The sequence below is a fragment of the Nocardia sp. CA-151230 genome (assembly GCF_050942175.1).
Taxonomy (GTDB): Bacteria; Actinomycetota; Actinomycetes; order Mycobacteriales; family Mycobacteriaceae; genus Nocardia.
Genome location: NZ_CP192061.1, coordinates 3,033,441 through 3,056,682 on the forward strand (window position 1 = coordinate 3,033,441; position 23,242 = coordinate 3,056,682).

A 23,242-nucleotide genomic window follows, 5' to 3' on the forward strand; every position below is an offset into this window, starting at 1 on the left:
GCGCTACAGGGGCGTCACGTACGCGCCCGCAATGCCGCCGTCGACCATGAACTGCGAGGCGGTGATGAAGGAGGAATCGTCGCTGGCGAGGAAGGCCACCGCGGCGGCGATCTCCTCCGGCTCGGCGAACCGGCCGACGGGAATGTGCACCAGGCGGCGTGCGGCGCGTTCGGGATCCTTGGCGAACAGCTCCTGCAGCAGGGGAGTGTTGACCGGTCCGGGGCACAGCGCGTTCACGCGAATGCCCTGGCGTGCGAACTGGACTCCCAGCTCCCGGCTCATGGCCAGCACGCCGCCCTTGGAGGCGGTGTAGGAGATCTGGGAGGTGGCCGCGCCCATGACGGCCACGAAGGACGCGGTATTGATGACCGAGCCCCGGCCGCGTTCGAGCATGTGCTCGATGGCGTACTTGCTGCACAGGTAGACGGAGGTCAGATTGACCTCCTGCACCCGTTTCCAGGCGTCGATGCCGGTGGTGAGGATCGAATCGTCCTCCGGCGGTGAGATGCCCGCGTTGTTGAACGCGATGTCGAGGCCGCCGTAGGTGTCGACGGCGGCCTGGAACATGGCCCGCACCTGCTCCTCGTCGGTGACGTCGACCTTCATGTAGAGCCCGCCGGCCTCGGCCGCGGCGGCCTCGCCGCTGGTGGCGTCGATATCGGCGACCACGACCTTCGCGCCCTCCTGGGCGAAGCGCCGGACGGTGGCCAGCCCGATGCCGCTGCCGCCGCCGGTGACGACCGCGACTCGATCCTGTAAGCGCTGCAACGTATCTCCTTCGATGAGGGGCGGGTTACTCGGTGGCGAGGAAGACGTTCTTGGTCTCGGTGAAGGCGCGCGCGGCGTCGGGGCCGAGTTCGCGGCCCAGCCCGGACTGCTTGAATCCACCGAACGGCGTCCAATAGCGCACGGAGGAATGGGAATTCACCGAGAGGTTCCCGGCCTCGACCCCGCGGGCCACCCGCAGCGACCGCCCGACATCGCTGGTCCAGATGGAGCCGGACAGGCCGTAGTCGGTGTCGTTGGCGATGCGCACGGCGTCGGCCTCGTCCTCGAAGGGCACCACCGCCACCACGGGGCCGAACACCTCCTCGGTGAGCACCCGGTCCTCGGGGCTCGACGGCAGGACGACGGTGGGGGCGAACCAGTATCCGGGGCCGTCGGGGCGGGTGCCGGTGAACGCCACCTTGGTCGACGGTTCGAGGAATCCGGCGACGCGGTCGCGGTGGGCGGCGGAGATGAGGGGGCCCATCTCGGTCGACTCGTCGGACGGATCACCCACCCGCACGCCCCGGACCGCGGGTTCGAGCAGTTCCAGAAAGCGGTCGAAGACGCTGCGCTGCACCAGGATCCGGGAGCGGGCGCAGCAGTCCTGACCCGCATTGTCGAAGACGCCGTAGGGTGCGGTGGCGGCGGCGCGCTCGAGGTCCGCGTCGGCGAACACGATATTGGCGCTCTTGCCGCCCAATTCGAGGGTCACCCGCTTCACCTGCTCGGCGCAGCCGGCCATGATCTGCCTGCCCACTTCGGTGGAACCGGTGAACACCACCTTGCGTACGGCCGGATGGGTGACGAAGCGGGTCCCGACCACCGCGCCGCGACCCGGAATCACCTGGAAGACGTCCTCGGGCAGGCCCGCCTCCACGGCGAGCTCGCCGAGCCGGATGGCGGTGAGCGGGGTGAGCTCGGCCGGTTTGAGCACCACGGTGTTCCCGGCGGCCAGCGCGGGACCGAAACCCCAGGCCGCGATGGGCATGGGGAAGTTCCAGGGCACGATGATGCCGACCACGCCCAGCGGCTCGCAGAAGGTGATGTTCACGCCGCCGGGGACCGGAATCTGATTGCCCAGCAGGCGTTCCGGCATGCCCGCGCTGTAGTGCAGCACGTCGCGGACATTGCCGGCCTCCCAGCGGGCGTTGCCGATGGTGTGGCCCGCATTGCTGACCTCGAGCCGGGCCAGCTGCTCGATCTCGGTGTCCACCGCCTCGGCGAAGCGGCGCAGCAGTCGCGCCCGGTCGCCGGGGGCGACGGCGCGCCAGCTCGCCGTCGCCCGGTGCGCGCGTTCGATGGCGGCGTCGGTGGCGGCCGTGTCGGCCGCGGCGATGGTGGCCAGCACCTGCTCGGTGGCGGGATTGACGATGTCGGTGGTTGTCACGGGGTGCGCTCCTTTCCGTACTGTGCCGCGTGGTCGACCAGGGCCCGCATGAGACGGAGGTCGGTCGGGTTCTCCTCGGGATGCCATTGCACGCCCAGCAGGAACGGGCCGTCGCGGGTCTCGGCGGCCTCGATGATGCCGTCCGCCGTGTGCCCGGTGGCGGTGAGGCCGGGGGCGAGCGTGCCGATGGCCTGATGGTGGTGGCAGTGCGCCTTCGCCTCGGGGCCGACGATGGCGGCGAGGCGGCTGCCGGGGACGGTGGTGACGGTGTTGACCGTGAAGACGCCCGGGGAGCGGGAGTGGTCGGTGTGCCCGACGGCATCCGGGACGTGCTGCAGCAGGGTGCCGCCCAGGGCGACGTTCACCAATTGCAGTCCGCGGCAGACGGCCAGGATCGGCAGGCCCGCGGCGCGGGTGAGCGCGAACAGCCCGAACTCGGACTCGTCGCGGTCGGGGCGCAGGCCGCGGGTGGCGGGATGCGGTGGCGCGCCGTAACGGGCGGGATCGAGGTCCGCGCCGCCGGTGAGCACCAGGCCGTCGAGGCGGTCGACGAGCTCGGGGCGCGCAGTTCCGTTGGGTGGCAACAGGATCGGGATGCCGCCCGCGCGTTCGGTGAGGTCGACGTAGGTGCGGGCCAGCACCGCGGCGTCGACGTCCCAGTGGCCGAAGCGGGTGCGTTCGGAGTACGTGGGCAGGCCGATGACGGGCCGGCGGCCGGGGTCAGAGTCGTTCGAAGCCACGGATCCGCTCCCAGTCGGTCACCGCCGCGTCGTAGGCGTCCAGTTCGACCTGCGCGGCATTGCGGTAGTGCCGCACCACCTCCGGGCCGAATGCTTTCTGGGCGATCTTGCTGTCGCCGAACAGCTGCGCGGCCTCGCGCAGGGTGTGCGGAACACGCGGACGGTGCGAACGGTAGGCGTTGCCGTGGAACTCCGGCTCCAGCGGGAGCTGGTGCTCGATGCCGTGCAGACCGGCCGCGATGGCCGCGGCGACCGCCAGATACGGGTTCACATCGCCGCCCGGGATGCGGTTCTCCAGGCGTAGCGACGGGCCGTGGCCGACGACGCGCAGGGCGCAGGTGCGATTGTCGCGGCCCCAGGCCAGGGCGGTGGGCGCGAAGCTGCCGGCCTGGAACCGTTTGTAGGAGTTGATGTTCGGGGCCAGCAGATAGGTGAGTTCGCGCAGGCAGTCCAGCTGGCCCGCGATGAAGTGGCGCATCAGGGCCGAGGGGTCGTCGCCGTCGGCGAAGACCGGCTCGCCGGCGCTGTTGCGCAGGCTCAGGTGGATGTGGCAGGAATTGCCTTCCCGCTCATTGTATTTCGCCATGAAGGTGATGCTGCGGCCCTCCTGGGCGGCGATCTCCTTGGCGCCGGTCTTGTAGATGCTGTGGTTGTCGCAGGTGACCAGGGCCTCGTCGTAGCGGAAGGCGATCTCGTGCTGGCCGGGATTGCATTCGCCCTTGGCGGACTCGACATACATTCCCGCGCCGGACATGTCGGTGCGGATGCGGCGCAGCAGTGGTTCGATCCGGGCGGTGCCGAGCATCGAGTAGTCGACGTTGTACTGGTTGGCGGGGGTGAGATCGCGGTAGCCGCTGCGGAAGGCGGACTCGTAGGTGTCGTCGAAGACGAGGAATTCGAGTTCCGTGCCGACATAGGCGGACAGGCCGCGCTCGGCCAGGCGATCCAGCTGGGCGCGCAGCACCTGCCGGGGTGAGGCGGCCACGGGCTGCCCGGGCCGGCCGTGCGGGTCCACCTGCTCGACGTCGCAGAGCACCAGCGCGGTGCCCGGCCACCACGGCACCAGCCGCAGCGTGCTCAGGTCCGGGCGCAGCACGAAATCGCCGTAGCCGGTGTCCCAGGAGGACATCTCGTAGCCCTCGACCGTGGTCATCTCCACGTCGACGGCCAGCAGGTAGTTACACGCCTCCGTCGCCCGATCCAGCACCTCCTCCACGAAATACCTTGCCGAACAACGCTTTCCCTGTAATCGCCCCTGCATGTCGGTCATGGCCACCAGCACCGTGTCCAGCGTCCCCGCCTCGACCCGCGCCACCAGCTCCGCCACGCTCAGCATCCCGGCCCGCATTCTTGACCCCTCTCGACGTCAACCCCGCTCACGCTAGGCGAACCCGGGCTCCGTGTGTGCCCGAATACGGCAAGTGGTCCCCGCGTGTCCGCACCGCTTCGGAGCTGGAGGTCCGTGGCGCGTGGGCGAACGTCTCGATGCGTCGCGAAGCGCCGGCCGGCGCTAGAGGCCGACTTCGATGAGAATCCGCCACGCGATCGGCGCGGCGAGACCCAGGACGGTGAGAACGATCAGCAGTGCGAGGACCGTGCTCGCCAAGCACCCGCCGCCGGCTCCACCACCGCCCCCGCCGCGTGCCAGCCGTCCCGATTCCTGGGCTGCCTGCACCGCCCGTCGCGAGGCCTCGGCCCCCTGCCAGTGCGGAGAGTTCATCGCCGTGCCGCCTTTCTTCACGAATATGCCGACACCACAACAGTATTGACCGACGCGGCACGCCGAATCCGCCGAAGTACTCAGCGCCGTTACTCACGGCCGCAGAGTCGGGCGACTCGCCGGGAGCGGAAATGTCGCTGCGGGCGCGGCGGCCCGTCGGCTACCGTCCGGACCATGCCCGGTCCTGACGAATCCGCCGCCGTCTATCTGATCACCGGTATTCAGGCCGCCGGGAAATCGACCGTGGCGCAGGCCCTCGCCGAGCGGCTGCCGCGCTCGGCCCATGTGCGCGGTGACATCTTCCGGCGGTTCCTGGTGGGCGGGCGTGCGGACATGACTCCCGATCCGACTCCCGAAGCGCTCGAACAACTCCGCCTGCGGCACCGCCTCGCCGCCGAGGTGGCCGACTCCTACGCGGCGGCGGGGTTCACGGCGGTGGTGCAGGATGTCGTGCTCGGCGACCTGCTGCCCTACCTGATTGGCCGGATCCGCACCGATCCGCTCTACGTCGTGGTGCTCGCGCCGAGCCCGGACGCGGTGGCCCGGCGCGAGGCCGCCCGCCCGAAGAACGCGTACGGAACCTTCACCGTGAGCGACCTGGACAGTGTCCTGCGCGCCGAAACCCCGCCCCTCGGCCTGTGGCTCGACAGCTCCGACCTCACCGTCGGCGAGACGGTCGATGCGATCCTCGCGCATGCCCGGCCGTTGGCCCGCTGACGAACGCTGCTGGGAAGCCCAACTCTGGAAGGCCCGCCCGAACATCCTCACCGCCCTCGACGCCCAGACTCGGCGCGATCACTCACTGCGACCAGGATCTTTGCGGCACACCATCATTCGGTCGGAACCCTTCTGGAATTCGTACTCGACCCCGACGAGGTCGCTGGTGATACCGAGTTCCAGAAGATCGCCGCGCAGCTCATCCAGGCGCGGATAGAGCTGTGCCGATCCGGTGGGCACCACAGGGAAGATTCGCACTTCGCCGCGGCTGACCCGGACCAGCTCGGTGATCGCGCGTACGTGGAAGTCGTATCCGAGCCCGTCGGCATAGGAGAAGAGCAGATGTGAGCTCAGCACCAAGTCGAAGGCATTGTCAGGGAACGGAAGTCGAGGCAACTCCGCAGGAACATATCGATCCGGATTTCGCTGCCGATCGGCAACGAAGAGCTCGACCGCCGAACGCCGCCGCCGATGGTGATCATCGGGATCGGAAAAGAACGTCCAGCAGTAATCGCCGACCTGGGCCCGAACGTACCGATCGCCACGATCGGTCTGATCCCGGCACATTTTCCCGACCTCACCGCCGTCGAACTCGAAATACGCCGCGTCACACGCGGTCACGTCACCCCCGAACCCCGCCACCTCGGCGGCGAAGCTCGCCGCCCCGGCAGGGCAATCGAGGATCCGACCCCCGAGATCCGCTGCCCCGAGACCGAACATCGCCCGATACTCATCCAGCCCCCGCGAGGTGATCAGAAACCCGTTTACCTCATCACCGAAACCCGCGTCATCCCCAAGACTCATCCGCAATCCTCTTCCTCTGGAATCAGCCACACCGACCGGAACAGGAAGCCGCAGAACACGAATCGTGGCCGCCCGATGTGGCGGCCGAAACGCACAGTTCACAGCCGCTGAGACAGCGGCCACCAACCCTGCGCAAACATCATCACGCCCCGATTGGACCACACGCCCCACCCGCCGCGCGACCGAAATCCCAGGCGGCAGTGATCACGAGACAACGGCCGCCCGTTGATCTTGCGAGGGGCCGCGCCGGCGGGTTCGGTCAGCGCGAAATGCGGCTTGGGATCGCCGGTGAATCGTCCAGCGGTCGAGGAGGTTGCGCTGCGACGAACCTGCTCATCTGGCCGTGCCCCTCTGGTGGGTCGGGCGGGTCAGATGAAGGTCGATCGCGAGTTGCTCGACTGTTTCGGCTGCGCAGACACGGTTCTCGCCGATTCCACCGTGTGCACCACGTTTGGCCCATCCGACGACGTACACGCCGCGCAAAGGATCCCTGGTCGTCGGAGAAATGACTCTGCCGTTTCGGTTGAGGATCGGACCGTTGTGTGTTCCGGGGAGTCCGTCGATATGTGCGGTGCGGAACCCGATGGCACGAACCACCGTGCTGGCCAGGAACGTGTGCCCGCCGGTCGTATACACGATCAATTCGCCGGTGCCCGTCGACTCGATGTTCGTCACCTGCTGTCCGAAGCAGAACACGACCGGCAGCCGGGTGTCGTCTCGGTTGTTCGGATCGGCTAGGAGGTCCATCGGCGGTCTCTGCGGTTGGTCGGCTGCGGAGCCGGGTTCGTGTTCCAGGGTTCTGATCGTGTGTATCGACAGATTGGGCAGGGCCAGGATGTCCTGCATGGCGGAGGTGGCAAATGCGGGCCGGTCTGCGGGGGCACGGGACAGAACGGTCACCTGTGTCAGTGCGGCGATGCTCGGAGATGTGCTGTGTTGGTGGGCGAGGTATCTGATCACCTCGAGGGCGACGTTTCCGGCGCCGACGATGAGGCAATGCGGCCCGAGGGGCGGCGGCTCGGTGGGGGATGGGTTGTTCACGCCGGCAAGGACATCGAGTGCGTCGTACACACCGACGGGCATTGTCGAGTCGGATCGGGTGAGGGGGCGGGGAATCGAGGCGCCGTGGGCGAAGACCACCGCGTCGAACCGGCGGCGCAAGGCTTCGAGGGAGAGATCGCGGCCGATCTCGGTGTTGTAGATGACGTTGACCCGGTCGTCGCCGAATGGAACATCGAACAGGCCCAGCATTTCGTGCAGGCCGGTGTCGGGTGCGATGGCCGTACGCAGCAGGCCGCCGAGGTGGTCGTGGCGTTCGTAGACGGTGACGTCGACGAAGCTGGACCGTCGCAGCAGCTCCCGAACGGTGTACATGGCGGCGGGGCCGGCGCCGACGACTGCGATGCGGGGCCGTCGGTCACCGACGGTCGAAGGCCGTGGGAGAGGCGTTGTTGGTCGCCGGCCGGATGTGCTTCGGGGCCTGGTGTTTGCGAAGTAGTCGCTGTTGCGGCGGAGGTGGTGTTGTTCGGTCGCGGTGAGGGCGTGGTCGGGTTTGATCGCTGAGGTGGGGCAGGCGTCGACGCAGGCGGTGCAGTCGATGCAGGAGTTCGGGTCGATGTGCAGTGTCGGCGTGGCGGCGAAGTCGGTGTCGCCGGGGCGGGGGCGGATGCAGTCGCGTGGACAGGCATTCAGGCAGGAGACGTCCTTGCAGCAGTGTCCCAGGATGACGTGGGCCATGATCGCTTTCGAGAGGTCAGAGGAGGTTCGAGGCGCGGTAGATACGTCTGGCGACCCGGTTGAGCAGGCCTTCGCGGTGGAGGAACTCGATGAACGAGGCGGTGGCAGAGCGGAACATCATGCGGTGGTGCTCGTTGGCGTCGATCGCGGATTTCACCTCCGGCCAGCGCAATCCGAGTTCTTCGTAGACGCGCCGGTTGATCAGGCTCTTGGCGACGATGTGGGTTCCGACGGCGATGGCGATCGTGCTCAGGAACCGTCGTGGCCGCGAGATGGTGGTGAGTTGGTCGCGAATGCGGCGGCGGGCGAAGGCCATGTGCCGTGATTCCTCGACGACGTGGACGTAGGAGGTACGGCGTATCGCGTCGGCGACCGTGGTGTCTGTCATCCAGTCGCGTTGCATGGCGTCGAAGATTTCCTCCCCGGCCAGCACGATCCCGTAGGCGACCTCGTGCCAGGCGAACATCGCGAACAGCCGGCCCAGCAGTTTCTGCAGCCGGTCATGGGGATAGAAGTGTGCTCCGATGCTGTCGACGCCCTTGATGAACATCAGCGAATGCAGGTTCTCGTCGGCGCATTCATTGAGCAGGAACGCGATGTCGGGGCGAGCGGGGTCGGCACCGTGATTGGCGCGCAAGAGCGCCACTTGTAGTCCGACTTCGAGCCAGATCGCGATACCGAGGAACTGCGCTACTTCGCAGCGGGTCAACAGGATTCGTTGCTGCTCCGACATCGACGCCCAGATCGGAGTATCGAACAGCGGCGACCACTGCGCGGTCATTCCGTAGCGCTGATCGGCGTCGGGCCCCGGCTCATACAGCCCTGGACATCGTGGGTCGAACGATAGTCGCTGGGCCGACCGGATCAGTGTGTCGAAGAACTGATCCTGCTCGGTAGCTACCATTGCTGAACTCCTCTGCTCGGTCATGTTTCACGCTGGTTGGCGCGCGGCCGGGCTTCCTTTTTCCTCCGCCGGTTCTCGACGACCTGGCGAAGAGGGATGGCTGTCGGCGGACCTATGCCCGGAAAGGCGAGGCTCTGCGACTGCGCATCCCGCCGCGCTGACCGTCGCGCCTGGAATTCGCTGAAAGTGCCAACACTGCAAATCATTTTGGAGAGATCAGGCTCCCTCGGCCGTGCACGGTGAGCCGTGTGCGGACGTGACGCACCGCGCAGGCCGAGGATGGCTCAGGGAGTATAGGCGTTGGTGAGGGTGGCGACGTCGTCGAGGGTGTCAAGAGTGTCGCGGGTGTCGCGGATATCGATGATGGTCAGCAGCGGCTGGATTCGGCCGGGGCTCAGTGCACCATGTGCGGCGTAGTCTGCGGCGTATGAGGGTCGCTGCGGCACAGCTCACTTGCGCACCTACCGATGTCCGGGCCAACATCGGACAAATGGTCAGGCTCGCCGAACGGGCAGGCACAGACTCTGCCGAGCTGATGGTGTTTCCGGAGCTCGGGGTGACCGGGTACGAACTGGCCGCCATCGCGGCCGATGAGAGCTTGTGGCTCCGCGCCGATGACCCTCGCCTGGATCCGCTGCGCGCCACCGGGATAGCGACCGTTGTGAACTGCGCGGCCCCCGCCCTCGACGGTCACCGTCCCGTAATCGCCACCTACGTCTACAGCGCCGCCGGCGATCTGCTCACCACCTATCACAAACAGCATTTGTTTCAGGAAGAGCAGCAGTTCTTCGCCTCCGCGGACAAGGACGGCCGCTTCGAACTCCAGGGTTTACGTTTCTCCCTTGCCACCTGCTTCGACAACCATTTCCCCGACTTGGTCGGCCGAATCGCCGACGATGGTTGTGACGTCCATCTGGCCAGCGCCCTGTACGGCACCGGTTGCGGCATTGCCGAACGTGCGTCGATATATCCCGGCATCGCCGACCGTGCGAACGTTTACGTGGTTCTTGCCAACCACGTGGGCCCTGCGGGCCCGGTCACCGGGTGCGGCCGCGCCGCTCTGTGGGACACCCACGGAATCCTGTTGGCAGAGGCCGACGAACAGACACCGATGTTCGTCGTCACCGATATCGGCCACCGCAGTGACCGGAGTGCGTGCGAACCCATCGCCCTGCAACCAGCATTACCGCGCACTGTCGGCGGTCGGTCAGTCGCCCGAGATGACGCCCGCCGTTGATCTTCCGAGGGTCCGCGCCGGCCGGGTTCGGTCAGCGCGTCGACAGCATGAGAGTGCGCAGCCAGGTATGACGCATGGCATCGGCGACGTGGATCGGCGTGGTGAATTCATGGGAGTGAACGCCGGTTGGGTGCTTGTTCATCGGCGAGGTCGGTGGAGTGAGCCAGCGCGTTGTACAGCCAGTCGTGGGCTCGTCCGATGGTGACACGAGGTCCGAAGAACTGTTCTGTCAGAGCCCAGTAACGGTGAATCCGGTGGTCGGAATCGGTTGCGTCGATCAGCAATTGCTCGCGGAAACGCGGGGAATCACGGTCCCCTCGTGCGTCAGCATGGGCGTTGACGAATCGGTCGAGTTGAATCCCGCCGCAGTCGAGCTCGGCAGCTTCTTCCGACAGCCACCGGACGCCGTATGGCGCGCGTTGACGGAGCCGGATCTGCTGGAGCGGTGGCTGCTTCGACCGACCGGGTTCGCCGCCTCGGCCGGCACCCACTTCCGATTCACCATCCCGGACTCATCGCCCAACGAGATCATCTGCGAGGTGCTGGCGGCCCGGCCGTCCGAGCAGTTGACCTACAGCTGGATATATCGGCAGGCCGAGTACCCCGCTCGCTGGATTGTCGACTGGACACTGCGGCCACAGGGGCGTGGCACACGACTTCTGCTGACGCAGACAGGTTTCGACATCGAAGACCGCCGACAGAAGATGACACGCAACGCCATGGAGCGCAGCTGGAAGCGACTCGTCCTGCCGCGGCTCGGTGAGGTGATCCACCACTGAAAGCGCCCCTGGGAGTCGGGGCTGCACACCGACGCGACGGCAAACTACCGTGCCGGTTCTATTCATATTGCGAAAGGTTCCAAACCATGTATTTCATCTCGATGGCGTTAGGGATGTTCGGCCCACTGCTCGTACCCACAGGAAGCTCGGACTGTTGGATGGACAGCACCGCTCCCGCGTGCTGGCCCCACTAGATTGATTCTCGCGACTGGGTGGGCGGAATTGCCGCCCACCCAGTCGCCGTGTCCCCGCACTTGCGGGCCAGGCATCGAACAACACGTGTGCCCTGCGCGCGGCTCGTCTGGCAACCGAGTTACCGGACACAGCACCGGTGTTGGGCGGGACTGGTGCTGGCGCCGAACACCGGCGACCGGTCCGCCAAGCCGGTCGCGCTGACCGCAACGTTGGGGCGGCGCTGCCATGCGCGGATGATTGGTCGGTCCAACCGTTCTGAACGTGCACTACAGCTGAGATTCCTCCAGCGAGTCCACCGATATGACGATGTCCTGCTTCGGCGCGGCCGCGAGGGAGTCCGCCGGCAGGCGATTGCCCATGACAGCATCGAGTGTTCTTGCGGCCGAGGCGTATTCGGGAAAGGCGTGGGTCCGAGTGCTGGAGGTGATCAGTCGTGGGTGAGGTTCAGCCTGTCGAGGAGGCCGGTCAATCCGCTGCAGACGATGTCGTCATCGCCTCTGTCCAAGCCATAGGTCACTTCGTGCCACGGCCCGAGTTGATGCCAGACCGATGCTCGGCGGCGGATGTCGTCGGTGAGGCCGTAGGCGTCGGCGACCGCGTCGGCGAAGGCTGTCGATGCGCCGAACAGTGGCCATGCCAGGTCATTCGCCGCGTCGCCGAGATGGACATCGCCGAAGTCGATCACTCCGGCGATACGGTTTCCATCCACCATGACATGCTCCGGGCCGAGATCGCCGTGGACGACCGTATCCGCGGGGAATTCCGCTACGACATCGAGGACCGCCAGCGCCGAACCATGTTGTGCCGCTGGGATCAACGGCACGACCTCGGTTCGGAAACGGTCGATGATCACAGCCCGGCCGCGCCTGGTTTCGGCCGCTGATGGCAGTCCGTGCCGCACCGCCTCGGCAGCGGGGCTGTCGTGCAGGGCGCGAAGAAACTCTCCCAGCGCGAGCCCGTGCCCGGTCCCGGCAGTCTCGATCGCCCTCCCGGGGACCAGGGCATGACGCACGATCAACGGTGTCTCGCAGACCACCCGAGGGATCGGCACCGGCAGGGGCAACAGTGGTGCCAGCCAAGGCATCAGCTGGGCTTCACGCCGGAGTTGGCCGGCGACCTCTGGCCGGCGCGGTCGCCTCTCGACCCACGCTCCGTCGACCAACGCGGCGTAGCAATCCCATCCGTCGGAAAACCCCACGCAGCCCACGGTACGACACGGGCGAATACTCGACTGGCTCCCCGCGGTCCGAATACGCACTACCACGGCGAGATTGGCGGGAGGCTGCTCGCCGCCGCAGAGTGCGCGATTGGGCCGGTCGTCTGCGGCAACCGGGCATGTGTTCTGCGTCATAGCGGTCGGATGTCACAAATCCGGGGCCGCCGGCACCTCATGGTCGTCCCACTGACGATGAAGGAGATGGACACCATGAATGCTCGGCTCGATATGTTCACCAATGAGGTGGGTGCGAACTTCGCCAAGCGGTTTGCCAATGCCAGCCTGGTGATCACGCAGTCGGAGGTGCCGAAAACGATTCAGGAGCTGGTGAGCTTGCGGGCCAGTCAGATCAACGGGTGTGGCTTTTGTACCGATGCGCACGCCAAGGAGCTGGCGGCCGCGGGGGAGCCGGCGGTTCGGATCAATCTGGTGGCGACCTGGCGTGAGGCGTCGGTGTTCAGCGAGGCGGAACAGGCGGCGCTGGCCTTCGCCGAGGAGGGCACGCGGCTGGCGGATGCCCACCTCGGGGTTTCCGACGAGACCTGGGCGCAGGTCCGGAAACACTACGACGACAACCAGACCGCGGCCCTGGTGGCGTTGGTGGCCATGATCAACGCCGCCAACCGGCTCGGTGTCATCCTGCATCAGCAGGGTGGGTCCTACGAGCCGGGCATGTTCGCCGGGGCCGCCGACTGACCGTCAGGCGGGCTGCGGGGCTGTGACCGGCCGGCGGCTGCGGCGCCAGGCGTAGGCGAGGAAGGCGATCAGGCCGATCAGCGGAATCGTGCTGACGGCCCAGCTCACACCGAGCGGGGGACCGGGCTGCTGGAGAACCGGGAGGTTCGCCAGATCGCCTTCACCGCGGCCCTGGGGGCCGTCGATGACGAAGTGGAAGGTCCACGCGCCCTGCTCATCCAAGGAGCGCACGTCCAGGCCCCAGACGTCGCGCTTGCGGGGGTGCCGCGACAGCGGTTCGGCGCGGCGCACCTTGCCGTTGGGCTGGTACTCGGTGAGCGTGCCGGTCTTGTCCTCGATGCCCCCGTCGGGGATGAAGGTGAAGTCCAGCGATTGCATTGCGCGCAAAGGCCATTCGCTGAACCCCACGGTCAGCGAATACGGCCCGGCCTGCACGTGCTCGGTGTGCACGATATTGACGGGCTGATACGCCGACGCCGTCGCGGCGGTGCCCGCGGTCAGTCCGAGAATCGCGAGAATCGTTGCGGCGGTGGCGAGTAGACGGTTGATCATGCGCTGACCTTCTCGGACGGGGCGGACAGCCGCAGCATGTCGCCGAAGCGCCAGCCCAGGTAGCCGCCGAGCGCACCCAGCAGCGCGGCCGCGACCGTGGTGGCGATGATGACGGAGGCGTGCGAGAGGCGGGCGTCGTAGATGATCGCCTGCTGCACGGGATTGAACCCGCCGATGATCGCCCCGCCGAGCCCACCGGCCAGCGCGGGCAGCAGGCGCGCCGGGCTGTCGGTGCGCCGCAGCAGCAGATCGATCACGATGCCCACCGGGATCAGGCAGAACGGAATGAGCGCCGGGGTCGCCGGAATGCCCCGGATGTGTTCGCGCATGGGCAATCCCACGAAATCGGCGTAGGCGCGCGCCGCCCACGGCGCGAACCACCAGAACACGCCCTGGATGGCCGAGGAGAACACGGCGGTGATGGTCGCGCCCCACCGTTGGAATCCCGCACCCACGACCATCAGCAGAATCACCATGAACGCGGTGACCGCGACCGTCCACCGCACGGTCCCGGTACTCAGCCGCTGCACCGCCAGCGCGGTGACGGTGCTCGAGGTCGCCAGGTGCGCCAGCGCGAACAGCGCGCCGATCCGCCCCCACCGATGGGCCCGCGCCGCCCCGAACACGATCACCGTGCCCACCGAGATCACCGTGCTGGACAGGAACAGCCCGATGTGCGGTGGCGAGTCGATGATCGCGTCGAACCCGTAGAGACTGTGCCACCACAGATCCCACAGTCCGTACAGCAGGAACGACGCCGCACCCAGCGCCGCGACCATGTACCCGAGCGGTGCGGTGAACGTCCGCCCGAACACACTGATACCGGGCCCGCCGAGCTCACCGTCCACCCTCCGCCCCGCCCGGCCCGCGGCCGAGGTGACGAGAATGACCGTGAGACCGGTGAATCCGGCGATCGCCGCACTGGCGTAGATGAACAGGTGCGGCAGCGTGAAGAAGGTGTCGGGCCCGACATCGGAGTGCCACTGGATGTCCCAGGTCGATCCGACGGCGAAGGTCATGCTGGCCGCGAACAGGATTGCCGCCGGTAGCCAGGGGCGGATGGTGATCGGTGCGGTCGCCTCGGCGGTGAGCCCGCGACCGTTGGCGGTGAGGTCCATGGTCTGCTCCTGATCCTCTTTCCTTCGATTCAGTTGGCCTGGACGGAGAAGGTGGCACTGCCGGATCCCGGTGCGCCGGACAGTTTGACGGCGATCTCCCACTGCCCCGGCATGGGCAGCGTCACGGTCGCCCGGTAGTGCCCGGGCGTGACGACCGCGGCCGTGCTCGGCGGGAGCGCGTGGCCCATCTGCGGCATGGCGGGCTCCACCGAGACGCGATCCGGGGTGGCGGCGGTGCCGTGCTGGTCGGTGATGTCGAGGTCGACGGTGTTGTCGCCGGTGTGCGGTGATCCGCCGGAGACGCGCAGCTGCACCTGGTATGGCCCGGCGGCACTGCGCGGCACCGGTTTCGCGCTGCCGGACGGCCACAGCCACCAGGTCAGCAGCACGGCCACCAGCACGACGATCGCCGCGATCAGTCCTGTGCGCCTGGTCATTGCGGAACCCCCGCTCGGACGTCGATCGTGGTCGGAATGGTCATGACGGAATAGCCGCGCTCGGCCTGCGCCCACACCAGGTATCGGCCGGGCAGCGGAAAAGTGAAGGTGAAGGCCACATTCGGGCCGTAGGCGGCGACGGTCTCGTCCGGCGGCTGGGCGCCGACGGCGGGCATCGGGGCCATGGCGTGCGCATGCGCCCAGATCGGCGCGGTCGCCGCGGACGTCCCGGCGGGCACACCGTCCGGCAGCGGGCCGACCGCGATGAGATGGCCGATCATCCCCAGCCAGGGCTGTAGATCCGCGGCGCCGCCGTAGGCCGCGGTGAGGGTGACGGGTTCGCCCGCGATCGCCTCGGTGGTCGTCAGAGTTGTCCCGTTCGGTGCGGGATCGACCGCGCCGGAACCGGATCGACCGCCGACGTGCAGCGCGGACCGCAGCAACTGCACACCTCCACCGCGCCGGGCGATCTCCGCCGCGACCGCGTAATCGCCGGATTCCCCGAGCCCCAGGCTGACCCGGTACTCCCCGGGCGCGGTGCGGATCGGATGCCGATGCCAGAACGTCCCGGACGGCCCGACCACCATGAGATGCAGCAGCGCGTCATCGGTGACCAGCAGATCGTCCACGGGCCGCCCCGTCGCCGAATCGGTCAGCGACAGCTGGACCTCCGTCGGTTGCCCTGCCGCCGCCGGCTGCGCGCGCACGGTCAGATTCACCGGTGGCCGTGAATAATTCGTGGTCAGGGGCAGATCGCGTTCGGGGAACGGATTGCCGACATTGCCGGACGTGGGATCGAGCAGGCTGCCCGCCGGCCGCGGCTGCGGCGCACTCGAGGACAGCACCGCTCCCGTGGTCCCGACGGTCAGCGCGGCAATGAGCGCGCCCACCGGAATCAGTGTCGGCCAGCCTCTTTTCGACAGGAGGGCGGTGCCCAGCGCGAGCAGTAGCAGCCCACCCGCCGCGAAGAAGCCGCCGTAAGCTGCCCGCTCCCACGGCGTCACCACGCGCGCGGCGACGAGGAACGGAATCCGGGCGGTCCGTTCGCCGTCCGAGACCGACAGCTCCCACGGACCGGCATGGTCCACCCGCAGCGTCGTGGCATACAGTCCCGGACGATCCGCGAGTTCGACCGTGCCCGAGGAGGTCTCGCCACCCTGATCGACCGGCGCGGCGCTGACCGTCAGCACCCCGGCCGCCGAGCCCGCATGGCTCACTACCTCGACACGCAGCGGTCCCGGCTCGGCCCGCCGGATCACCACCGTGAGCTCGCGCGCCCCCAGCGATTGCGCCACCGTCAGATCACCCCCGCTCGCCGCGCCATCGGCCCGGGCGTCGGGCGCGGACGCGAAATCCCAACCCAGCAGGAACGCGCAGAGCACGCCCACCACCAGGCATGCGCCGCGCAGGCGAACGATCAACGGCGGCTGCACTGTTCCGAAGCTACCGAAAAACCGCCGCCCGGAAATCCCACCCGCGGGGGATGTGTCCTCAGGGTGCGATCAGGGTAGGGTCCCCGGCTCCGCTGGGACCGGTTGCCCCGTGGCGCGAGTCGTTCTTCCGGCTAGGCCAAGGCGTTGCGGAGCCAGCTGGGCCCGGCCGTCGTCGCGCCGAGCGCCTCGACCCGAGCCCGCAAACCACGATCGGCCGTCACCACGAGCACCGAACCCGCCCGGGCCCCGGCCTTTCCGGTCTCGGCAGCGACCACCTCGACGATCGCGTCGTCCCCTGAACCGTCCGCGAGCACCACCCGCAGTTCGGCCCCCGCGCTGCCGGCAGCGGCCTTGGCGGCCCCTTCGAGCACCACGACCACGTCCGTCACCTCGGGCAGCCGCGCCCGCAGCGGACCCAGCTCCCCGAGCAACCGCCGCGCCGCTCCAGCCCGATCCCGCCACCACCCATCCGGCCGCGAACCCACCACGTTGGCCGCGTCCACCACAACCACCAGCCCGGCATCCTGCACCGCCTCAGTCTCCACCGCCCGCGCCGAAGCGCCCCGACCAGGTGCACAGGTCGCAGTCCGCGGCGGGTGTGGGCGTTGCACGGCCCTCGGTGACTTCGGCACCCGCCGGGAAGGATCCCGTGAGTGTGAACCTGTTTCCGGGGACGAGGTTCTGGGTGGTGGGGCAGAGAGTCGGAGGTCGAGTGCACAGGTCGCAGCCCGCGGCCGGTGTGGGGGCAGCACGTCCCTCGGTGACTTCGGCACCCGCTGGGAAGGATCCCGTGAGTGTGAATCCTTTTCCTGAGGCTCTCGGCTGTTATGGAAGGGTCATAGGTCGAGTTCGACGTCGGTGAGGGGGTAGGCGACGCAGGAGTGGGTGTAGCCGGTGGCGGGGTCGGAGAGGCGGAGTTTGGCTTCGGCGGCGGTGTGGACTTCGCCCTTCAGGACGCGGATTCGGCAGAGGCTGCATTCGCCGGAGCGGCAGGCGGCTTCGGGGCGGATGCCGTTGTCTTCGAGGGCGTCGAGGAGAGGGCGGTTGCGTGGGGTGCGGAAGGTGGTGTCGCGGACGGTGACCGTGACCTCCTCGGTGGGATCGGCGGTGGTGGGCCAGTGCGGCTGGGCGGTCGGGTCGGCGGGAGCGCCGTTGGCTTCGAAGCGGATTCGCTTGCGGGGGTGACCCAGGGCGGTGAGCTGCTCCAGGGCGTAGGGGTAGAGGGCCTGGGGGCCGCAGACGTAGACCATGCGGTTGCCGAGGGGGCCGGTCAGGTCGGAAATGGTGTCGGCGGACAGGAATCCGGTGCGGCCCGTCCAGTCGGGGGCGGGGTCGGCGATGACGTGGTCGACGGTGATGCCGGGGTGGGTGGCGAAGGTGTCGAGTTCCTCGCGGAACAGGATGTCGGAGGCGTCCCGCGAACCATAGATCAGATGGAATTCGCGGACCGGCCCGCGGTCGGTGAGCTCGCGGATCATGCTCATGGCCGGTGCGACTCCCGAGCCGCCCGCCAGGAACACCACGCGGTCGCCGTGGAAGAGCGGATTGTGGTGGAAGGTCCCCATCGGACCGGTGGTGGTGAGTACCTGACCCGCCTCGACGGTGTCGAGGAGCAGATTGCTGATCCGGCCGCCCGGCACCCGCCGCACCGTCAGGTCGTAGAAGCCGAGCTCCGCGGGGCTGGAGGAGATGGCGAACGGGCGGCTGGTGCCGTCGAAGAAGACGTTCACGTACTGGCCCGCCAGGAACGGCGGCAGCATCGCGCCGTCGCGGCCGCGCAGACGGAATGTCTTGGCGGACACGGTTTCTTCGAGCACGGCGTCCACCCGCAGCAGCAGCCGCTTGGGGTGATGGGCGTCCACGGTGGCGCGGGCTTCCGCACTGTGGTCGCGGGTTTCGGGCAGTCGGGCCTCGATCTCGTCGAGAATGCCTGCCGCGCCGTCGAATCGGGTGGCCAGTGGGTGTCGTTTCACGTTGTGCTCCGTTCAGGCGGCCTGGGTGCGCAGCAGGCGACGCGCGACGCGGGCCCCGCCCTCGAGTGTGGGTTGGAATCCGCCCATGCCGGACCAGGACCCGGCGACATGCAGTCCGGGGACATGGGTTTCGCGTTCGCTGTTGCGGAACAGCCAGCCCTCGGTGGCGTCCTGGTCGTAGCCGTAGATGGACCCGCCCGGATGACCCAGATACCGCATCATGGTCAAAGGCGTTGCCACATCGACCTCTTCGATGGCGTCGCGGATGCCCGGCGTCACCGCCTCGCACAGATCCAGCAGCGTCTCGGCGAAGGCGAACTTGGTGCGCGCGTACTCCGCCGGCGCCACGTTCTTCCAGATGTCGGCGTACTGCAGCGTCATCAGGCTGACATGGGTGGTCCCCGCCGGTGCGAACCCGATGGGCGCGACGTCGTAGGAGCTGACGCAGATTCCGCGCGCCGGCTCGAACGACTTCCACGCCTGGTAGGTGCGATCGTCGTCGGTGTCCCGGTTGACGAACGTCGTGCTGGTGGTGAAGCCCAGCTCCGCGGGCGTCGCGTCCAGGCCCATGTGCAGCACGAACCCGGACACCCCGATCCGCCTGGTGGCCAGATCGTTTCGCACCGCCGCCGGCATCGCGATCCCGTCCAGCATGGCGTAGGTGGTGGGCAGCGAGGCATTCGACACCACCTCGGGCGCGGTCACCTCGGCCCCGTCCTCGAACCGCACTCCCAGCACCCGCCCGCCCGCGGTGAGAATCGCCTCGACCGCGGTGTTGAACCGCACCTGCCCGCCCGCTCGCAGGAACGAGTCGAGTATCGCCGCCGACATGGCCTGCGACCCGCCACGCACATGCCAGGGCTTGAACTCGAAGTAGGCGAACAGGGTCAGCGCCAGATCCTGGAACCGCAGCTTGGACGGCGGCTGGCCGAGATAGGTCCAGTACATGGCGAGCGCGACCTTGATCCGGTCATCGTCGAAGTATTCGTCGAGTACCTGCTGCAGCGGCCGTAGCCCGTACCGGAACAGCACCGGGTCGATCTGCTCGGCGGGCATCCCGCGCATGGCCGCGATCTGCCAGAACGTCACCTGCTTGATCAGCTCGAAGAACCGCGCCACCCGATCCCGGCTGCCCGGGAACTCGGCATCGAGGACGTCGATCGCCGCATCCCAGTCGGCCGGAATCGTCACATCCAGCCGGCCGGGGACGACCACCCGGTACAGATCGTGCTCCTGCACGAACTCCAGCCGATCCGCGATCCCCAGCTGCTGGAACAACCCCTCGCGCAAGGAGATCGGCTGTCCTTCCACACCCACCCCGGAGAGCTGATGAAGCGCCACCTCGAACTCGAATCGCCCGCGCCGGAACGAGGTTCCGCAGCCGCCGGGCACATTGTGCCGCTCCACCAACAGCGTCCGCGCCCCCGCGCGCTGCAGCGTGGCCGCGGCGGTCAGTCCGGCATTGCCCGCGCCGATGACAATGGCGTCGTAGTCGTGCATGCCCACCTCCAATAGTCAACTAATTGAGTAGGTATGTCACACGGTAGTGGCCATATAGCCGCATGTCTACGGGGAACCAGACAAGAAATTGAATAATCGCCGATGGTGGTAACCTGGGCGGATGGCGCTACGCAACGCGGTTCTGGCCACCCTGCTGGAGGGGGAGGCATCGGGCTACGACCTGGCCAAGGGCTTCGACGCCTCGGTCGCCAACTTCTGGCTGGCCACCCCGCAGCAGCTCTACAAGGAGCTCGAGCGCATGGCCGCCGAGGGTCTCATCGAGACCCGTGTCGTCGAGCAGGAGCGCCGTCCCAACAAGCGCCTGCACTCCATCACCCCGGCCGGGCGGGCGGCGCTGCACGCCTTCATCGCCGAGCCCTCCAAGCCCACCGCCATCCGCGACGAGATGATGGTGAAGGTCCAGGCCATGGAGGCCGAGGACGCCCCCGCGGTGCGGGCGGCCGTCGCCGAGAAACTGGAGTGGTCGAAGGCGAAACTGGCCCGCTACGAACGGCTGCGCGGCCGCCTGCTGGACGGGCGCAGCGAGCAGGCCTACCTCGCCGAGGTCGACCGCATCGGCCCGTACCTGAGCCTGCTGCGCGGAATCGCCTTCGAGCAGGAGAACATTCGCTGGGCCGAGTTCGCGCTGCCGGTCATCGACCGGCGCATCGCCGCACACTCGGGGTAACCGGTCACCCGCCGTCGGGGCCGTGCCGGTTGATACGGTGTCCGCCTGGAAAGTTGTCCGCGAAACGACAGGTAGTGATCAGCGTTGGCGTCCGAATCGATGACAGGCGAGGGTGAATCCCGCCGTACCGCCCCGCCCACCCGGCGCGGTCAGCGCACACGCGGCGCCCTCATCGCCGCCGCGCGTGAGGTCTTCGAACGCGACGGCTACCTCGACGCCAAGATCGCCGACATCTCCAAGACCGCCGGCATGGCGTCGGGCTCCTTCTACACCTACTTCGACAGCAAGGACGAGATCTTCGCGGCCCTGGTCGAACAGGTCTCGGAGGAGATGCTGCACCCGCACGTGCGTGAGCGCAGCGGGATCACCGACACCCGCGCGCTCATCGAGGCCGCCAATCGCGACTACCTGCTGTCCTACAAGCGCAATGCCCGGCTGATGGCGCTGTTCGAGCAGGTCGCCCACATCGACGAGAACTTCCGCCGCCTGCGCGTCGAGCGCGGCAAGGCGTTCGCGCAGCGCAATGCCCGGATGATCCGCGGGCTGCAGGAGTCCGGGCAGGCCAGCGCCGACCTGGATCCGATGATCACCGCGCACGCGCTCTCGGCCATGGTGAGCCGCATGGCGTACATGGTTTACGTTCAGAAGCAACGGATTCCGTTCGAGAAGCTGGTGACGACGCTGACCCAGCTGTGGGTGAACGCGCTGCAGTTGCGGGCCGAGTAGCGCTCAGCCCACCCCGCGCGCGAAGTCGATCAGCGCGGCATTGACCTCGGCGGGCCGTTCCTGCTGAATCCAGTGCCCCGCACCCTCGAGGACGACCGTGCCGCGCAGATCGCTGAGCAGCGCCGACATCTTCTGCATGGGTGTGAACCGGATGACCGGATCGGTGGATCCGGCGATGAACAGCGACGGCTGGGCGATCTTCACGCCCTCCAGATGCGCGGTCCGCTCCCAGGTGCGATCGAGGTTCCGGTAGTAGTTGAGCCCGCCGGTGAATCCGGTGGCGGTGAAAGTCTCGACGTAGTACTCGAATTCGGGTTCGCTGAGCCACTCCGGCAGCGGCGGCTCGGGTGTGCTGGTGTCCAGGAACGTGGCGGCGCTCATGATGTCGTCCTGCAGTAGCGTGCGCCGCGGGTCCGCGGCCAGGACCGCGTCGGCGACCCCGGGTTCCTGGAACCACACCATGTAGAAGTCCGCACCCAGCCGCGCCCGCATGATCGACAGCGGCGGCCCGGACGACCGCGGGGTCGCCGGCACGCTCAGCCCCGCCACCGCCCGCACCCGCTCCGGATACTCCCGGGCCATGTGCCACACCACCGACGCGCCCCAGTCATGGCCCACGAAGATGGCGTCCTCCAGTCCATACGCGTCGAGCAGCCCCGCCAGATCCCCGCACACGGTGAGCATGTCGTACTCCTCGACCCGCTCGGGCCGCGAGCTGCCACCGTAGCCGCGCATATCCGGGGTGAGCGTCCGGAACCCGGCCTCGGCCAGCGCGAAAACCTGATGTCGCCACGAGAATCCGAGCTCCGGGAACCCGTGGCAGAACACCACCGGCGCCCCTGCGCCGTGCTCGACCACCCGCAGCCCGATGCCATTGGCCGCCACCTGCGCGCTGCCCAGCCGTTTCCACTCGTCCACCAGATGTGCTGTCTGCATCGGTTGTTCACCTCTCGCCGCCGGGCCGGTTGACGCCGGACGTGTCATGAACTTGAATCCGACGTAGGTTTCATATTCCATCAGCCGGCGCCTCCGATCCACCCGGGTCGGGTGCCGGCACGGGTCGTAGGGAGCACACGTGCAGGTCGCGGGTAGGAACGCCATTGTCACCGGAGGCGGTGGCGGCATCGGTGCCGCCATCGCAGCCCGGCTGGTGCGGGCCGGGGCGCGGGTCGTCGTCGCCGACCTGAACGGCGAGGCTGCCGCGGCGGTCGCGGCGACGCTGAACGCGGAGTTCCCCGGCACGGCCGTGGCGGTCGGGGCCGATGTATCCGACACCGCCCGTATCGAGGAGCTCATCGCCCGCACCGAGACCGAATTCGGGCCGGTCGACCTGTATTTCGCCAATGCGGGCGTGATCGGGCCGGTCGGACTCGGCGACGAGAAGGACTGGGAGACCACCCTCGACGTCAACCTGAACGCCCACATCCGCGCGGCGCGGCTGCTGGTCCCCGGCTGGGTGGAACGCGGCGAGGGCTACTTCGTCAGCACGGCGTCGGCGGCGGGCCTGCTGACCCAGATCGGCTCGGCCGCATACTCGGTCACCAAGCACGCGGCCGTGGGGTTCGCCGAATGGCTGTCGGTCACCTACGGCGACCAGGGCGTCCGGGTCAGCTGCCTGTGCCCGATGGGCGTGGAGACGCCGCTGCTGCGGGCGGGGGAGAACTCGGGGGACGCCATCGGCATGGCCGCCACCCGGGCGGTCACCTCGGCCGGTGCGGTGCTTACCCCCGACACGGTGGCCGAGCTGGTCATGGCCGCGCTGGACGACGAGCGGTTCCTCATCCTGCCCCACCCGGAGGTGCTCGACATGTACCGTCGCAAGGGCGCGGACTACGACCGATGGCTGTCGGGCATGCGGCACTATCAGGCGCGGCTGCTCGACAGCGGCGACGGCCACTGAGCATCGGGGAGACAC

At 68.1% G+C, this 23,242-nt stretch carries 24 protein-coding genes; 7 read left to right on the plus strand and 17 right to left on the minus strand.

Going from position 1 to position 23,242, the window contains the following annotated elements:
• Positions 1–3: 3 nt before the first annotated feature.
• From ACQP1O_RS13910 to ACQP1O_RS13930, 5 genes are all read right to left on the minus strand, one after another.
• A complete protein-coding gene (locus ACQP1O_RS13910; RefSeq protein WP_433567676.1) occupies positions 4–783 on the minus strand; it encodes a 3-oxoacyl-ACP reductase in 780 nt (259 codons plus the stop codon).
• Positions 784–793: 10 nt separating this feature from the next.
• Positions 794–2,155, minus strand: coding sequence for an aldehyde dehydrogenase family protein (locus tag ACQP1O_RS13915; RefSeq protein ID WP_433566216.1), 1,362 nt, complete (start codon positions 2,153–2,155; stop codon positions 794–796).
• Positions 2,152–2,895 (minus strand): gamma-glutamyl-gamma-aminobutyrate hydrolase family protein, encoded by a 744-nt coding sequence (locus tag ACQP1O_RS13920; RefSeq protein WP_433566217.1) that lies wholly within the window; start codon positions 2,893–2,895, stop codon positions 2,152–2,154. Before ACQP1O_RS13920 ends, ACQP1O_RS13915 begins: the two co-directional genes overlap by 4 nt.
• A complete protein-coding gene (locus ACQP1O_RS13925) occupies positions 2,876–4,243 on the minus strand; it encodes a glutamine synthetase family protein (protein WP_433566218.1) in 1,368 nt (455 codons plus the stop codon). The genes ACQP1O_RS13920 and ACQP1O_RS13925 overlap by 20 nt, the downstream gene beginning before the upstream one ends.
• A gap of 162 nt (positions 4,244–4,405) precedes the next feature.
• Complete coding sequence (locus ACQP1O_RS13930; RefSeq protein WP_433566219.1) at positions 4,406–4,615, minus strand: hypothetical protein; 210 nt, start codon at positions 4,613–4,615, stop codon at positions 4,406–4,408.
• Between the two features lie 174 nt (positions 4,616–4,789).
• Between ACQP1O_RS13930 and ACQP1O_RS13935 the strand changes: the two genes are divergently transcribed.
• Positions 4,790–5,332 (plus strand): AAA family ATPase, encoded by a 543-nt coding sequence (locus ACQP1O_RS13935; protein WP_433566220.1) that lies wholly within the window; start codon positions 4,790–4,792, stop codon positions 5,330–5,332.
• 78 nt (positions 5,333–5,410) lie between these two features.
• On the opposite strand, the gene ACQP1O_RS13940 is transcribed toward ACQP1O_RS13935, so the two are convergent.
• The 3 genes from ACQP1O_RS13940 to ACQP1O_RS13950 form a co-directional block, all read right to left on the minus strand.
• Positions 5,411–6,298 carry a methyltransferase domain-containing protein gene (locus tag ACQP1O_RS13940; protein ID WP_433566221.1) on the minus strand — a complete coding sequence of 296 codons (888 nt, stop codon included), beginning with the start codon at positions 6,296–6,298 and terminating at the stop codon, positions 5,411–5,413.
• Between the two features lie 171 nt (positions 6,299–6,469).
• Entirely contained in the window at positions 6,470–7,873 is a 1,404-nt protein-coding gene (locus ACQP1O_RS13945) for an FAD-dependent oxidoreductase (RefSeq protein WP_433566222.1), read from the minus strand.
• A 16-nt stretch (positions 7,874–7,889) separates the two neighbouring features.
• A complete protein-coding gene (locus tag ACQP1O_RS13950) occupies positions 7,890–8,777 on the minus strand; it encodes an AurF N-oxygenase family protein (RefSeq protein WP_433566223.1) in 888 nt (295 codons plus the stop codon).
• 397 nt (positions 8,778–9,174) lie between these two features.
• Between ACQP1O_RS13950 and ACQP1O_RS13955 the strand changes: the two genes are divergently transcribed.
• Complete coding sequence (locus ACQP1O_RS13955) at positions 9,175–10,014, plus strand: carbon-nitrogen hydrolase family protein (RefSeq protein ID WP_433566224.1); 840 nt, start codon at positions 9,175–9,177, stop codon at positions 10,012–10,014.
• Between the two features lie 134 nt (positions 10,015–10,148).
• A complete protein-coding gene (locus ACQP1O_RS13960) occupies positions 10,149–10,793 on the plus strand; it encodes an SRPBCC family protein (protein WP_433566225.1) in 645 nt (214 codons plus the stop codon).
• 622 nt (positions 10,794–11,415) lie between these two features.
• Here the strand turns inward: ACQP1O_RS13960 and ACQP1O_RS13965 are convergent.
• Entirely contained in the window at positions 11,416–12,246 is an 831-nt protein-coding gene (locus ACQP1O_RS13965) for a phosphotransferase (RefSeq protein WP_433567677.1), read from the minus strand.
• A gap of 168 nt (positions 12,247–12,414) precedes the next feature.
• Between ACQP1O_RS13965 and ACQP1O_RS13970 the strand changes: the two genes are divergently transcribed.
• Entirely contained in the window at positions 12,415–12,900 is a 486-nt protein-coding gene (locus ACQP1O_RS13970; protein WP_433567678.1) for a carboxymuconolactone decarboxylase family protein, read from the plus strand.
• Between the two features lie 3 nt (positions 12,901–12,903).
• Here ACQP1O_RS13970 and ACQP1O_RS13975 read toward each other — a convergent pair whose 3' ends face one another.
• The 7 genes from ACQP1O_RS13975 to ACQP1O_RS14005 form a co-directional block, all read right to left on the minus strand.
• Entirely contained in the window at positions 12,904–13,452 is a 549-nt protein-coding gene (locus ACQP1O_RS13975) for a hypothetical protein (protein ID WP_364624540.1), read from the minus strand.
• Positions 13,449–14,570 (minus strand): hypothetical protein, encoded by a 1,122-nt coding sequence (locus ACQP1O_RS13980; RefSeq protein WP_433566226.1) that lies wholly within the window; start codon positions 14,568–14,570, stop codon positions 13,449–13,451. The genes ACQP1O_RS13975 and ACQP1O_RS13980 overlap by 4 nt, the downstream gene beginning before the upstream one ends.
• A 29-nt stretch (positions 14,571–14,599) precedes the next feature.
• Positions 14,600–15,007: a FixH family protein gene (locus ACQP1O_RS13985; protein WP_433566227.1), complete on the minus strand. Its 408-nt coding sequence runs from the start codon at positions 15,005–15,007 to the stop codon at positions 14,600–14,602.
• On the minus strand, positions 15,004–16,440 hold the full coding sequence (locus ACQP1O_RS13990; protein WP_433566228.1) for a hypothetical protein: 1,437 nt from the start codon (positions 16,438–16,440) through the stop codon (positions 15,004–15,006). The genes ACQP1O_RS13985 and ACQP1O_RS13990 overlap by 4 nt, the downstream gene beginning before the upstream one ends.
• 131 nt (positions 16,441–16,571) lie before the next feature.
• On the minus strand, positions 16,572–16,970 hold the full coding sequence (locus ACQP1O_RS13995; RefSeq protein ID WP_433566229.1) for a hypothetical protein: 399 nt from the start codon (positions 16,968–16,970) through the stop codon (positions 16,572–16,574).
• A 306-nt stretch (positions 16,971–17,276) separates the two neighbouring features.
• Entirely contained in the window at positions 17,277–18,413 is a 1,137-nt protein-coding gene (locus ACQP1O_RS14000) for a 2Fe-2S iron-sulfur cluster-binding protein (protein WP_433566230.1), read from the minus strand.
• Between the two features lie 12 nt (positions 18,414–18,425).
• Positions 18,426–19,913 (minus strand): phytoene desaturase family protein, encoded by a 1,488-nt coding sequence (locus ACQP1O_RS14005; protein ID WP_433566231.1) that lies wholly within the window; start codon positions 19,911–19,913, stop codon positions 18,426–18,428.
• A 121-nt stretch (positions 19,914–20,034) separates the two neighbouring features.
• On the opposite strand from ACQP1O_RS14005, the gene ACQP1O_RS14010 reads away from it, so the two are divergent.
• Both ACQP1O_RS14010 and ACQP1O_RS14015 read left to right on the plus strand, forming a co-directional pair.
• Positions 20,035–20,601: a PadR family transcriptional regulator gene (locus ACQP1O_RS14010; RefSeq protein WP_433566232.1), complete on the plus strand. Its 567-nt coding sequence runs from the start codon at positions 20,035–20,037 to the stop codon at positions 20,599–20,601.
• A 99-nt stretch (positions 20,602–20,700) separates the two neighbouring features.
• Positions 20,701–21,327, plus strand: a complete 627-nt coding sequence (locus tag ACQP1O_RS14015) for a TetR/AcrR family transcriptional regulator (protein WP_433566233.1) — start codon at positions 20,701–20,703, stop codon at positions 21,325–21,327.
• Positions 21,328–21,330: 3 nt separating this feature from the next.
• Here the strand turns inward: ACQP1O_RS14015 and ACQP1O_RS14020 are convergent, their stop codons facing one another.
• Positions 21,331–22,263 carry an alpha/beta fold hydrolase gene (locus ACQP1O_RS14020; RefSeq protein ID WP_433566234.1) on the minus strand — a complete coding sequence of 311 codons (933 nt, stop codon included), beginning with the start codon at positions 22,261–22,263 and terminating at the stop codon, positions 21,331–21,333.
• Between the two features lie 139 nt (positions 22,264–22,402).
• Between ACQP1O_RS14020 and ACQP1O_RS14025 the strand changes: the two genes are divergently transcribed.
• Entirely contained in the window at positions 22,403–23,227 is an 825-nt protein-coding gene (locus tag ACQP1O_RS14025) for an SDR family oxidoreductase (protein ID WP_433566235.1), read from the plus strand.
• Positions 23,228–23,242 lie beyond the last annotated feature (15 nt).

What these genes read in the sequence shown, in the direction of transcription:
- ACQP1O_RS13925 (WP_433566218.1), bottom strand. Translation starts at nt 4,243, where the DNA reads ATGCGGGCCGGGATGCTGAGCGTGGCGGAGCTGGTGGCGCGGGTCGAG.
- ACQP1O_RS13930 (WP_433566219.1), bottom strand. Translation starts at nt 4,615, where the DNA reads ATGAACTCTCCGCACTGGCAGGGGGCCGAGGCCTCGCGACGGGCGGTG.
- ACQP1O_RS13935 (WP_433566220.1), top strand. Translation starts at nt 4,790, where the DNA reads ATGCCCGGTCCTGACGAATCCGCCGCCGTCTATCTGATCACCGGTATT.
- ACQP1O_RS13945 (WP_433566222.1), bottom strand. Translation starts at nt 7,873, where the DNA reads ATGGCCCACGTCATCCTGGGACACTGCTGCAAGGACGTCTCCTGCCTG.
- ACQP1O_RS13950 (WP_433566223.1), bottom strand. Translation starts at nt 8,777, where the DNA reads ATGGTAGCTACCGAGCAGGATCAGTTCTTCGACACACTGATCCGGTCG.
- ACQP1O_RS13970 (WP_433567678.1), top strand. Translation starts at nt 12,415, where the DNA reads ATGAATGCTCGGCTCGATATGTTCACCAATGAGGTGGGTGCGAACTTC.
- ACQP1O_RS13975 (WP_364624540.1), bottom strand. Translation starts at nt 13,452, where the DNA reads ATGATCAACCGTCTACTCGCCACCGCCGCAACGATTCTCGCGATTCTC.
- ACQP1O_RS13980 (WP_433566226.1), bottom strand. Translation starts at nt 14,570, where the DNA reads ATGGACCTCACCGCCAACGGTCGCGGGCTCACCGCCGAGGCGACCGCA.
- ACQP1O_RS13985 (WP_433566227.1), bottom strand. Translation starts at nt 15,007, where the DNA reads ATGACCAGGCGCACAGGACTGATCGCGGCGATCGTCGTGCTGGTGGCC.
- ACQP1O_RS14005 (WP_433566231.1), bottom strand. Translation starts at nt 19,913, where the DNA reads ATGCACGACTACGACGCCATTGTCATCGGCGCGGGCAATGCCGGACTG.
- ACQP1O_RS14010 (WP_433566232.1), top strand. Translation starts at nt 20,035, where the DNA reads ATGGCGCTACGCAACGCGGTTCTGGCCACCCTGCTGGAGGGGGAGGCA.
- ACQP1O_RS14015 (WP_433566233.1), top strand. Translation starts at nt 20,701, where the DNA reads ATGACAGGCGAGGGTGAATCCCGCCGTACCGCCCCGCCCACCCGGCGC.
- ACQP1O_RS14020 (WP_433566234.1), bottom strand. Translation starts at nt 22,263, where the DNA reads ATGCAGACAGCACATCTGGTGGACGAGTGGAAACGGCTGGGCAGCGCG.